This window comes from Klebsiella sp. DY2415, assembly GCF_026314315.1.
Classification (GTDB): domain Bacteria; phylum Pseudomonadota; class Gammaproteobacteria; order Enterobacterales; family Enterobacteriaceae; genus Klebsiella; species Klebsiella ornithinolytica.
Genome location: NZ_CP111115.1, coordinates 2,731,044 through 2,743,669 on the forward strand (window position 1 = coordinate 2,731,044; position 12,626 = coordinate 2,743,669).

General features: G+C 56.9%; 10 protein-coding genes. 6 read left to right on the forward strand and 4 right to left on the reverse strand.

The window, feature by feature from the left end; all coding sequences use genetic code 11:
* Positions 1-19: 19 nt before the first annotated feature.
* Entirely contained in the window at positions 20-1,048 is a 1,029-nt protein-coding gene (locus OQV00_RS12935) for an isopenicillin N synthase family dioxygenase (protein WP_004862120.1), read from the reverse strand.
* 285 nt (positions 1,049-1,333) lie between these two features.
* Between OQV00_RS12935 and OQV00_RS12940 the strand changes: the two genes are divergently transcribed.
* Entirely contained in the window at positions 1,334-1,615 is a 282-nt protein-coding gene (locus OQV00_RS12940) for a VF530 family protein (RefSeq protein ID WP_004862116.1), read from the forward strand.
* Positions 1,616-1,632: 17 nt separating this feature from the next.
* Here the strand turns inward: OQV00_RS12940 and OQV00_RS12945 are convergent, their stop codons facing one another.
* Positions 1,633-2,580: an AraC family transcriptional regulator gene (locus OQV00_RS12945; RefSeq protein ID WP_088402538.1), complete on the reverse strand. Its 948-nt coding sequence runs from the start codon at positions 2,578-2,580 to the stop codon at positions 1,633-1,635.
* Positions 2,581-2,688: 108 nt separating this feature from the next.
* On the opposite strand from OQV00_RS12945, the gene OQV00_RS12950 reads away from it, so the two are divergent.
* Positions 2,689-3,888: an MFS transporter gene (locus tag OQV00_RS12950; RefSeq protein ID WP_004862113.1), complete on the forward strand. Its 1,200-nt coding sequence runs from the start codon at positions 2,689-2,691 to the stop codon at positions 3,886-3,888.
* Between the two features lie 12 nt (positions 3,889-3,900).
* On the opposite strand, the gene OQV00_RS12955 is transcribed toward OQV00_RS12950, so the two are convergent.
* A complete protein-coding gene (locus tag OQV00_RS12955) occupies positions 3,901-4,380 on the reverse strand; it encodes a GNAT family N-acetyltransferase (protein WP_088911464.1) in 480 nt (159 codons plus the stop codon).
* 317 nt (positions 4,381-4,697) lie between these two features.
* On the opposite strand from OQV00_RS12955, the gene oxlT reads away from it, so the two are divergent.
* Positions 4,698-5,972, forward strand: coding sequence for an oxalate/formate MFS antiporter (oxlT, locus tag OQV00_RS12960; protein ID WP_050486211.1), 1,275 nt, complete (start codon positions 4,698-4,700; stop codon positions 5,970-5,972).
* Positions 5,973-6,043: 71 nt separating this feature from the next.
* Here the strand turns inward: oxlT and pgtP are convergent, their stop codons facing one another.
* A complete protein-coding gene (pgtP, locus tag OQV00_RS12965; protein WP_004862107.1) occupies positions 6,044-7,429 on the reverse strand; it encodes a phosphoglycerate transporter PgtP in 1,386 nt (461 codons plus the stop codon).
* A gap of 463 nt (positions 7,430-7,892) precedes the next feature.
* On the opposite strand from pgtP, the gene OQV00_RS12970 reads away from it, so the two are divergent.
* Genes OQV00_RS12970 through pgtA form a run of 3 tightly spaced genes read left to right on the forward strand, consistent with a single transcriptional unit; the run spans position 7,893 to position 12,383 of the window.
* The gene (locus tag OQV00_RS12970; RefSeq protein WP_369974008.1) at positions 7,893-9,149 is read left to right on the forward strand and encodes an ABC transporter substrate-binding protein; all 1,257 of its coding nucleotides are present in this window, start codon (positions 7,893-7,895) and stop codon (positions 9,147-9,149) included.
* On the forward strand, positions 9,146-11,173 hold the full coding sequence (pgtB, locus tag OQV00_RS12975) for a two-component system sensor histidine kinase PgtB (protein ID WP_004862103.1): 2,028 nt from the start codon (positions 9,146-9,148) through the stop codon (positions 11,171-11,173). Before OQV00_RS12970 ends, pgtB begins: the two co-directional genes overlap by 4 nt.
* Entirely contained in the window at positions 11,139-12,383 is a 1,245-nt protein-coding gene (gene pgtA / locus OQV00_RS12980; RefSeq protein WP_004862101.1) for a two-component system response regulator PgtA, read from the forward strand. The genes pgtB and pgtA overlap by 35 nt, the downstream gene beginning before the upstream one ends.
* Positions 12,384-12,626: the final 243 nt, after the last annotated feature.

The following is a 12,626-nucleotide window of genomic DNA, read 5'->3' on the forward strand; positions in this document are numbered from 1 at the left end:
TTTTCCTTTATTGTTATCTTTAAACGATTGGTTGCCCGGCCGGTTCGCGAAACACATCCTGGTAGTAGCGTTCAGCCACATCCGGGTGTGAGCGCAGGCGGCCCTTCAGATAATTCCAGCCCACTTCGCGCAGCAGCGGGTTTTGCGGATCGCTGTCCGGTCCGAGCGCTTCCTGCGCCAGTTCCGGCGGCAGGGTGAAGACCGGAACGGTGGCATCCAGCTGCGCACCGAGGAAAAATGCGATAGAGAGACGCTCCTGGTGTACCGGCGGAGACACCACCCGATGGACGGTGGCACGCAGGTAGCCATTGGTGGCCAGCTCCAGCAGTTCGCCAATATTGACGACAAAACTGCCGGCCAGCGGAGTCGCATCGATCCATTGCCCGGGGGCAACTTCTACCTGCAGACCCTTTTGCTCATCCTGAAGCAGGAAGCTGAGGAACCCGGAGTCTTTATGCGCGCCGACGCCCTGGTGGCTTTGCGTCTCATGCTGACCGGGATAGCGGATCAGTTTGATATGCTCGTTGGGTTTATTGCCATACAAGGTCTCAAAGGCGTCATCAGGTAGCGCCAGCGCTTCAGCAAAGGCGCGCAACAGGGTTGTGCCGACCTCGGTCATGGCGCGCTGCCAGCTGAGCAGCGTGGGTTTCAACGTCGGTAGCGCTTCCGGCCACAGGTTAGGCCCCTGCAGACGCTGCCAGCGCGGCGCATCGTCATCCAGACGCAGCGCCGGACGCTCGGCGCCAATATCAAACTGTTCTCGCCAGTCTGGCTGTCCGCGGGTCAGCTCGGATGCGGCGCGGTTATAGCCGCGAAAGTGTGGGGAATGAATCATCGCAACCGGCTGTTTTTGCTCATCAGGCAGGGCAAAAAAGCGGCGGGATTGCTGCTGGACAGCTTTTTGCAGGGCATCGTCGACGCCATGATTGATCAGATAAAAGAAGCCGATCTCGCGGGCCGCATGGCGAAGGTCGGCCAGAAAAGCCGTTTTTTCAGCAGGATCGGCGTAGCGAGCAAGATCGAGAATCGGCAAAGTCGTTGCGTTCATTGTGTGCTCCGAAGACGGCATTCAGGGAGTTGCGTTTATTCATATTCAGGGTTCGGGGACAACAACAGCGCATGGTGATTTCCTCATTCTGTGGGGTGAACACAGCTTGCCTCAACGGAAAATAATCAACCAATAACCTTCTTTTCTAATTTATGACCGGGCGGGGTTCTGTGCTTTTGCGAATAATGGATAAAGGCGTCGCGAACCTGCTTTCTGCCTTGCGCAGGGGCGGTGTAGCCAGTATGGTGTGCGACATTTATCAGATATTCAGGATTCAACATCGCAATGCAGCCTTCTAAAGATCCTCTTCATGGCATCACCCTTGAGGCTTTACTGAACGCCCTGGTGGCGAAGTATGGCTGGGCCGAGCTGGCAAAACGGATCAATATCAACTGTTTTAAGAGCGACCCGAGCATCAAATCGAGCCTCAAATTTTTACGTCGAACGCCGTGGGCGCGTAAAGAGGTTGAAGACCTTTATATCGACTCTCTCGGCGATTCAACCTCCACCGCGACGCCGCTGTCGGCGGAAAGCCCGTGGGCGAACTGGCAGAATAAAAAAGAGTAGGGCGTAAGCGCGAAGCGTTACAGCACCGTCTCGCCACGGAGCGCCCCTGGCGCTTTGCCGGTGATGCGCTTAAAGGCCCGACTGAAGGCGGCTGACGAACTGTATCCCAGGCGGAAGGCGACCTTTTCCAGCGTCTGACCTTCATCCGAAATATACTGCACGGCCAGACGCATCCGCAGTTCCGTGAGGTAACGCGCGGGTGTGGTACCGGTGGCGGCGAGGAAACGTTCCGCAAAAACGGAACGTGAGGTCCCGGCTTCGCGCGCAAGCTCTTCGACTTTCCAGTTGACGCCAGGCTGCTGATGCATCGCGTAGATAGCTCTGGCAAGTTTGGGATCGCGCAGGACCTGTACCCAGCCGTTTGCGTTACCGCAACCGCACGCCACCCAGCCGCGAACAATCAGCGCCGCCACCACATCGGCAAGTCGCGCCAGAATACCGGCATAGCCCGCCTGTCGAGTGAGGCTTTCGCGTTCCATGGCCGCCAGCATCGGCTGGATTTCCGGGCGGCTGGTCAGAAGGCTGCTGACCAGCATCACTTCGGGCATCGCTTTAACCAGAGGCTGCATGCCGCCCAGCTCAAAGTCCATACAAGCGCTGAAGATAATGGCGCTGCCGCTTTCCGCGTCGTCGCACGCGTTTTTGACACAGCTTACCGAGTCACAAACCGGTTCGCTGGGAAGTCTGGAGACGTTGACTACCGATGCCTGGTCATCAGAGAGCAGCACGTGGCCATCGCCGTTGGGAATAAACAGCGCATCGCCGCTTTGCAACATTAAGCGCTGACCGCTGACCATGCGCAGCAGTACCGGTCCCCGGCTGATAAAGTGAAACTGCGCTTTACCGGGTACAAAGCCGAACTCGACGCCGAAAGGACGGGAGGTTTCGATGCGCCGATAGTTGACGCCGGAAAGGCGCATGCCGCGCAGTAGTTCGCTGGTGAGATCGAGGGCTTGCTGAGTCATAACATCATTCCCGGACGAATTATCAATAATCACAGAGTATTTATCATAGATCGTCCTGACGGAACCTCCTAACCTTAACGAAATGTTAATTGTTCTGGAGAGATGTTTATGAGTTCCTGCATTGCAACTGAAGAGAGGCTGGCCACCGCCAGGCCCGCATGGCGCGCCGTGTATGCACTGGCATTGGGCGTTTTCGGCCTGATTGTTGCAGAGTTTCTTCCCGCCAGCCTGTTAACACCGATGGCAGCCAGCCTTGGGGTCAGCGAAGGGATGGCGGGGCAGGCGGTGACCGCGACGGCACTGGTGGCGCTGGCGACCGGATTGCTGATCACCCCCGCCACTAAAAATATCGACCGCCGCTGGGTACTGATGTTCTTTTCTGTCCTGCAGATCGTCTCCAGCCTGATGGTGGCTTTCGCCACCTCGCTGGAGTTTCTGCTGCTGGGACGCCTGCTGCTGGGGATAGCGATCGGCGGATTCTGGTCGATGTCGACCGCCACGGCGATGCGTCTGGTGCCTGCCGCGTTCGTGCCGAAAGCGCTGGCGGTGATCTTCTCCGCCGTGTCGATAGCGACCGTGGTAGCGGCGCCGCTGGGCAGCTATCTGGGCGGCCTGATCGGCTGGCGCAGCGTCTTTATTCTCTGTACCGTCCCGAGCGTTCTGGCGCTGCTGTGGCAACTGTGGGTACTGCCCTCAATGCGCCCGGAAAGCGTCGGCAGCTTTGCTACGCTGTTTAAGGTTCTGCGTCGTCCCGGCATGGTTGGCGGGATGCTGGCCACCATTTTAATCTTCAGCGGACATTTTGCCTTTTTCACCTATCTGCGGCCGTTCCTGGAGACCGTCGCCCAGGCCAGCGTCGAAGGGGTCTCTCTGATTCTGCTGGGATTTGGGGTGGCGAACTTTATCGGGACCTCTATTGCCGGGCATCTGCTGAGCCGTAGCCTGCGTTTGACGCTGGCGCTGGTTCCTCTGGCCATGAGCGTACTGGCGCTGATGATGGTGACCTTCGGCCACATCGCGCTTCTCGACGGACTGCTGGTCGCCATGTGGGGCTTTGCTTTCGGTCTGGTGCCGGTAGGCTGGTCAACCTGGCTGGCGACGACGGTACCGGATGAAGCGGAAAGCGCGGGCGGGCTGCTGGTTGCCTCTATTCAGCTGGCGATTGGCGCCGGCGCGGCCGGCGGCGGGGCGGTGTTTGACCTCAATGGCGCCAGCGGCGTCTTTACCGGCAGCGGTTTACTCCTGCTGACCGCCATGATTATTGTTTTTGCCGGCGTACGGGTGAAATCCCCGGCCAGCGAAGAGTAGATCCGCGCCGCGTCAACGATGCGCCTGCGGGCGCATTTTTTTCGCCTGCTGTTGCGGCCAGGCCGCTTTGCGTTCCAGCAGGTGATACGTTCCCTCGTCGCTTTTCCCTTCGCCAAGCGTGACAAAGCCGCTGGCGGCATAAAACGCCAGCGCCCTGTGATTGCGCGTCAGGCACTTCAGCCGATAGCCGTGTTCTTGCCAGCCGGGTAATGCCTGCAGCAGCATTTTGCCCACTCCGCATCCCTGACGGGCGGGAGCGACATGCAAATGGTGAATAAAGTGGTCTGGCATCCAGACGGCAATGAAACCGGCCAGCTCTCCCTGAGGATCATGCGCCAGCCAGATCGTTTCCCCTTCAGTCTGCTTTTCCAGATCGGTTAAGCGAAAATCGGTGACGTTCAGCCACGTAAACGTATGACACCGCGATAAAAGAAACAGCCGCTGTAATGCTGGCCAGTCATGACGGGTTGCCTGACGAACTGAAATAGTCAATCTCACTCCTTTCTCTTTTCCCTGCCTGAACCCGGAACATCCCCGGCGGCGACACAATTATAGCGAATCTTCCTTTTTAGCTGCACATCAGGCGAACATAAACCGCCCTTCAGCGGTGCAGCGCAACGCCTGGCTGAACATACGGCGGCCGATAACTTCAAGAAGACATTGATAAATAACAAATAAATAACGTGGCATGGTTAATGCTTAGCACTGTAAGTATTGGGATGCGCAGGGGACGGGGCGGGGTTTCAAGGACCCATAACCGTCATGGCCGTCATTGTTGATTTGTGGCTAACGGATTACTGGAGCTGATTATGACCGTTCTCAGAGAACCTTTGGTTGTCGCCGGATATGGCAAATGGACGCAACTCTCACTTGGCCTGATCTGTATGGCTGCAATATCCAGTCCGCAATATGTCTGGACGTTGCTGACCAGACCGTTGACCGAAAAGCTGGGCGTCGGGTTAGCGGAACTACAGGTTACCTTTTCGCTGCTGATTATCCTGCAGACGTTTTTCTCGCCGTTTCAGGGACGGCTGGTTGAGCGCTTTGGCCCGCGGCTGCTTATCTCTATCGGCACGGTCATGGCCGGGCTGAGCTGGGTTCTCTCGGCTCAGGTCAGCGGCCTGGCCGCGCTGTACCTCGTCTATGGCGGCCTCGGCGGGCTGGGGACCGGTATTGTCTATATCGGCGTCGTCGGTTTAATGGTGCGATGGTTTCCCCGCCATCGTGGATTTGCCGCTGGCGCCGTCGCGGCAGGGTATGGCATGGGGGCGATTATGACTACCTTTCCTGTCTCCGTTTCGTTGGGCCAGTACGGACTGGAACAGACCATGACGGTCTTTGGCATCCTCTTTGCCGCCGTGGGATTGCTGGCCAGTCAGGGGCTGAAGCTGCCGCCCGATAGCGGAGCGTTGCCCGCCAGTCGGAGCGTTGCGCAAAGTACCCGGCAATTCACTTCGCGCGAAATGCTGCGCCAACCGCTTTTCTGGCTGATGTTTGCCATGATGGCGATGATGTCGACCTCCGGACTGATGGTGACGTCGCAAATGGCCGTCTTTGCTGAGGATTTCGGTATCAGTAAGGCGGTGGTTTTCGGCATGGCCGCGCTGCCGCTGGCGCTGACTATCGACCGTTTTACCAATGGCCTGACGCGACCGCTGTTCGGATTTATCTCCGATCGCTATGGCCGCGAAAACACCATGTTTATCGCCTTTGCGCTGGAAGGGGTGGCGATGACCCTGTGGCTGGCCTGCCGGGACGATCCGATGCTGTTTGTGCTGTTGTCCGGGGTGGTGTTTTTCGGCTGGGGAGAGATCTTTTCACTGTTCCCCTCCACGTTGACCGACACGTTCGGCAGCGAATATGCGAGCTCTAACTACGGCTGGTTGTATATATCGCAAGGGATCGGATCGATTTTTGGCGGCCCGCTGGCGGCGCTGCTGTACCAGCATACTCAAGGGTGGGGAGTGGTATTCAGCTGTGCGATAGGGCTTGATTTTATTACTGCCGCGCTGGCGATTGCGCTGCTGAAACCCTGGCGCGCACGGTTTATCCGTCAACACAGTGACGCTGCCGCGCTTCGCTAAAGGTTCTCAGGTCTCCACCCCGGCGCCAGCCTGTGGCCGCCGGGGCTATTCTTTATCTCATACTGACGAATTTACGCCTGTGCCAGAGACAGCTCGTGCGCGCTGGCCGCCTCCTGACGCTTACGTTCCAGCTCCAGCGCGCCGCGGTGTGACAGGTAGCAAAACAGGATGCAGCACACCACGCCGCCCATCAGCAGATAGAAACCGCCGTGCCAGCCCAGCTTATCTACCATCACGCCGAACAGACTGGTCCCCAGCGACGCGCCGAAGATGTAGCTCATAAAACCGCGCAGACCGACGGCAGAACCGACCGCAAAGCTCGGCACAATCTCCATGGTCTGTACCGAGGCCAGAAATTGCGGGACGTAAATCAGGCAACCGACGATGGCGGCAAACACCGTGACCATAAACAGCGAATCACTTTTCCAGTAGCCAATCAGGCAGAAGAAGATCAGCGTCATGCAGATCATCGCCAGCGGCATGCGGCGACCTTTAAACAACTTATCCGACAGCCAGCCGGCCAGCAGCGTCGACGGAATAGCCGCCCATTCGAAAAACAGAAAGGCGACGCTCATCTCTTCTTTCGAGAAGTGCTTCACCGACAGAAGATAGATAGGCAGCCAGCTGATCATCCCGAAGCGCACCATATAGACGAACACGTCGACCATCGACACGTACCAGGCGTTCTTGTTTTTCAGCACGTAGGTACAAAAGATCTGCCATGCGCTCATGTTTTCCGGCGCTTTTTCCACTTTGCCGGTATTGAGCAACACTTTCTCTTCCGGGAGCATTTCGTCGAGCGCCGGTAGCCCTTCGCTGCGCGGGGAGCCTTTCCCCAGAATCAACACCACAACGGCAAACAGCACCGCAACCGCGGCGGGAACGATATAGCTGGCGGTCTGCCAGTGTTCGGTACCGAGTAGCGCAAAAGCGGTTCCGACGATGGGGGCGACAATACCGCCGCCAACGTTATGCGAAATGTTCCAGAATGCGCCGACCCGGCCGCGTTCGCGGCGTGGAAACCAGTTGGCGATGGTGATAAACGAGGGGCCAACGCCCATGCCCTGAAACAGCCCGTTGATCACTACCAGCGCCACGAAAATCCAGAACGCGCTGCTGAAGCCCAGCCCGACGTTCACCGCCGCGCACATCACCAGTCCGCAGGCCATAAAGACTTTCGGGCTGGCCTTATCCGCCAGGCTGCTCATCACGCCTTTGCTGATACCGTAGGCGATCAACATGCAGCTGCTGAGCATGCCAATTTGAGTGGCGCTCAGGTCAAGCTGCTCTTTGAGGTAGGGGGTCGACAACGTGAAGTTGTTACGCACGATGTAGTAGGCGAGATAGCCGAGAAAGACGCTCAGTAGCGCCTGCATACGATAGCGTTTATAGGTGGGGACAATCTGTTGTGCAGGAATCGTGGCCGAGGCGACCTTGGGTTTTAATAATGAAAGCATAACCGTACCTGTATTTTATTGGCGGTGGTGAATATCGGGATAATTCAATTAAGCGGTTGTCAGTACGCTATCGATTGTGGTGAAAACAAAGCGACAATACAATTCAGACTATTTGAGTCAAAAGTGACTCAAATATAAATCCAGATGTTCTTTTTTTGACCCAAATATATTTTTCTGGCATCACTCATTTTGTGAAATACTCATGCGGGCCGGGGGCATATGGTGCAACGGCGCAAAGGGCCTGCATTCTTGTTAGTTTGACCTTGTTAACAGTATGATTTTAATAGCGGTGCTAGGCTGTTTATTATTCTGCGAGATTAAGCTGAGTGTGGATATTTTCCCGGCTTTAAGCAAAGCGCCGGGCAATGAACTTTTTTGTCACAAACCTCAGCGAGATATTATTTATTCAGGTTCTTGTTTTATGAAAACGATCACAAAACCATTTCAGCGGGAAGGGTATTTCATGACGAAGTGGTCAAATAAACGACAGCGCGGATGGGGTATTGCGCTCTTTCTCAGTTTGCTGATGGTCTTTAGCGCTGAGGCCAAAAAGAATGAACTGGTGATAGCCACCACGTTCTCACCTGATGCGACCGCCTATATCATCAGCCGCTGGCAGACTCAGCCGCAATCGGTGATCATCCGTACCCTGAATCGCACCAGCGCCTCACTGGAACAACTGCTGGACGGCGCCGGAGGCGAGAATATCGATCTGGTGCTGACTTCCTCACCCATGCTGCTGCAGCACCTGCAGGAACATCAGCGGCTGGCTGCCTACCCGGACGCGCCGGCCCAGTCGCAGCAGCGGGTTCCGGCTTCGATCCGCGGTACCGCGGTTGCGGTGGCCATCTCCGGTTTTGGTTTACTCATTAACCAGCGTAATCTCAGCGAGCGCCATCTGCCGCTGCCCGGCAGCTGGGACGATCTGATGCAGGCGCGCTACCAGGGCACCTTATTAATGAGTAGCCCCTCGCGTTCGGATACTAACCATCTGATGGTGGAATCGCTGCTGCAACAGGAGGGCTGGAACCACGGTTGGGAAATTATTTTGAGCATGGCGGGAAACCTGATCACCATCTCCAGCCGCAGTTTTGGCGTGGCGGATAAAATCAAAAGCGGCTTAGGTTCGGTCGGCCCGGTGATTGATAACTACGCCAATCTGTTGCTCGACGATCCCAACCTGACGTTTCACTATTTTCCGCACTCGGCGGCATCACCTACCTACGTTGCGATGATTCGTCATAACCCGTACCCGGCGGATGCCCGGCGCTTTATTCAGTTTTTGCTGAGTCCGGAAGGCCAGCAGGCGCTCTCGGATACCAACACCGGAAAATACTCGATTATCCCCGACCCGGGAAATACGCCGCGCGCGCGGCGGCAGCGCCAGCTATTGAGCGAACCCTCGCTCAATTATCAGTTGATCCTGCAACGTCAGCGTCTGGTGCAAAAGTTGTTTGATACCGCGATCAGCTTTCGTCTGTCGCAGCTGAAGGATGCCTGGCGGGCGTTGCACAATGCTGAAGCCCGGCTTAAGACGCCGCTACCGGAGGTCCGTGCGTTGCTGACCGCCATGCCGGTCAGCGAGCAGCAGAGTCGCGATGAGGATTATCTCCGACAGCTGGATAATAAAGATCGGGCCGAACAGCTCATGATGGAGTGGCAGCTCTTTTTCCAGGAACAACAGCGGCAGGCGATCGTCAAGCTGGAGAACCTGAAATGAGGTTGCCCGGCTTTATCAGAAATCTGACTATCAGCGCCAGTCTGCGCGGCGCGTTCCTGACCGGCGCGCTGCTGACCCTCGTCGTCAGCGGTGTCAGCCTCTATTCCTGGCACGAACAGAGCTCACAAATTCGCTATGCGCTCAACGACTATTTCCCGCGGATTCAGACCTCGTTCCTGATTGAAAATAGCCTGAATACGCTGGTCGATCAGCTTAATGAGTTTTTACTGGCGGCCAATACCACGTCGCGCCTGCAATTACGTAACCAGATCCTGCAACATCTGGATGACATCGACAGGTTAAGCCAGCGCCTTGATAGGCCGGAACGCCAGCAAATTGAGCTGACGCTTCGCGACAGCCGGCAGCTGCTCGCCAGGCTCGATCGCTCGCTCTACAACATGTTTATAGCACGGGAAAAGGTCAATGAAATCACCGCGCGTATTAACTGGCTGCATGATGACTTCACCTCGGAGATGAACTCCCTGGTGCAGGACTTCAGCTGGCAGCAGGGCGCCTTGTTGGATCAGATGGAGGAGAAGCAGGGCCATGCCGTTCACCGTCTGCAGGCCAATCTGCGGGCGGTACAGGGAGAACAGCAGCAGGTCTACACCCTGGCGCGCATTGAGAACCAGATTATTAGCGACCTGCGCGACAGACTCAGCGAGGTGCAGTCCAGCACGGAGGGCGACGGTAACGTGGAAGGGCATATTCGCTACCTGACCTACCTTAAAAACACCGCCGATGACAATATGCATCTGCTGGAAGGCTATCCCAGCACGATCACCCTGCGGCAAACCATCGATGAGCTGCTCGACACCGGCATCGCGGAAAACAAAATGCCGGCCGCGATTCGGGAATACATTGAAGCGCAAAAGGCGCTGGCGCAGGTGACGCAAGCCAAAGAGAGCACGCTGGCGCGTTTTCGCGCCCAGCTGGAGTCCCAGCTCAGCGACAGCCACGGTAAAATGCGCGCGTTCAATCAGCGCCTGGAACATACCATGTGGTTCAGCGGCAGTCTGATTCTGATTGCCACGCTGTTGGCGCTGGCGCTGGCATATTTGCTCAACCACTATTTTATCCGCTCGCGGCTGGTTAAACGCTTTAGCCAGCTGAATCAGGCGGTGGTGCGTATCGGACTGGGCGATGTTAACGCCGCTATTCCGGTGTATGGCGAAGATGAACTGGGGCGCATCGGGAAACTGCTGCGCCATACCCTGGGACAGCTTAATCAACAACGCCAGCTGCTGGAACAGGAGATCGCTGAGCGCAAGAGGATCGATATCCATCTGCGTACGACCCAGGATGAGCTGGTTCAGGCGGCCAAGCTGGCGGTTGTCGGGCAGACGATGACAACGCTGGCGCATGAAATCAATCAGCCGCTCAACGCCCTGTCGATGTATCTCTACAGCGCCCGTACCGCCATTAAGCATGAACAGATGGCCAGCGCCAGCCAGACCCTGGTCAGGGCGGAAGGGTTGATTGGCCGAATTGACGCCATTATCCGCAACCTGCGGCAGTTCTCTCGTCGTGCGGAGGCGGATACGCCCGCCCGCGCCGTCAGTCTGCGCCAGGCATTCGTTGCCGCCTGGGAGCTGCTGGCGTTGCGCCATAAACCGCTGTGCGGCGTACTGAACCTGCCGCCTGATGAACCACGGGTACTCGGTGACGAGGTGCGCATCCAGCAGGTGCTGGTAAATGTGCTCACCAATGCGCTGGATGCCGCCCAGACGGCGCCCTGCATTAGCGTGGCGTGGGAGCGCACGGCTGAAGGCTGGACGGTGATGATCGCGGATAATGGCGGCGGCTGGCCACTGGCGTTGGCGGGGTCGCTCCTCAAGCCATTTGTCACCAGCAAGCAGCTGGGGCTGGGTATCGGCCTGTCGATCAGCGAATCGTTAATGATACAGATGGAAGGGCATCTACGGCTGGCGTCGACGCTGGATCGTCATGCCTGTGTTGTTTTGCAATTTTTAGCTACGGAAATAAGTCATGCTGACCGATCACCACAACATATTGCTGATTGACGATGATAGCGATGTCCTCGATGCCTATACCCAGCTGCTCACCCAGGCCGGGCATCGGGTTTACGCCTGCGGCGATCCGCGAAGCGTACAGGATCTGGTCAGCGAGGCGTGGCCCGGCATTGTGCTCAGCGATGTGTGTATGCCGCACTGTTCCGGTATCGATTTACTGAAGATACTGCTTAAACACGATCCGCATTTGCCGGTGATATTAATTACCGGCCACGGCGATGTCCCGATGGCGGTTGAGGCGGTAAAGCAAGGCGCCTGGGATTTTCTGCAAAAACCGGTTAATCCCGGACAGCTGTTAGAGCTGGTCGATAAAGCGCTGGCCCAGCGTCAGTCGCAGGTGATGCGGCGACAGTGGCAAAAAGAGCAGCTCGAAGACAACCTGATTGGCCGCAGCGAGTGGGTGATTCAGATGCGACAAACGCTTCAGCAGCTGGCCGAAACGGATGTCGCGGTCTATTTTCATGGCGAACGGGGAACGGGGCGAACGCTGGCGGCATGCTACCTGCATCGCCTCAGCACGCGCGGCGATCGGCCGATAATTTTCGGCGATATCCTGCAAGGCCAGGAGACACCGCTGCAGGCGTGGTGTGAGCAGGCGCAGGGCGGCACATTGGTTCTGCGTAATATCGAATTTCTGAGCCAGGCGCAGCAGCTGGTACTGGCCCATCAGCAAGCGCAGGATGAACCGCCGTGTCGACTGGTTGCCACGGGGCTTCAGCCGCTGATTACCCTGGTGGGCAACAACCTGGTTGTTCCCGATCTCTATTACTGTTTTGCCATGACCCAGCAGTTTTGCCCGCCGCTGGCACAGCGTCTCGACGATATCGAGCCCCTGTTTCTGCACTACCTACAGCAGGCCTGCTTACGGCTGAATCATCCGGTACCTGAACTGCCGACGGCGCTGGCTAAAAAGCTGGTCAATCGCCACTGGCCGAACAACGTGCGCGAACTGGCAAATGCCGCCAGGCTGTTTGCCGTCGGGGTGATGCCGCTGGCCGAGATCCCCAATCCGCTGCTGCATCAGGTTGAACCGATGCAACTAGACCAGCGGGTTGAGGATTATGAACGGCAGATCATTATTGAGGCCCTGAACATCCATCAGGGCCGGATCAACGATGTCTCAGAGTATTTGCAGATCCCGCGTAAAAAGCTCTACCTGCGAATGAAGAAATTTGGCTTAGACAAGCACCACTATCGCTAAGCCGGCGGGGCGGTGTTTGAGCTCAATGGCGCTTTACCGCTAGCGGGTTACTGCTGCTCGAGCGCCATGATTAGGGTCTTTGCCGGTGTCAGGGTGACACCAACGGTCAGGGAAGAATCAATCTGCAAAGCGTTAGCGGTGCGCCTGTGGGCGCATTTTTTTGTTCCCCGCACTCAAGCTGACGGTGGCCGGCACGTGTCATTTTTTTCATCTGAAAATTTGGTTTTCTGTCGTTTCGTTTAA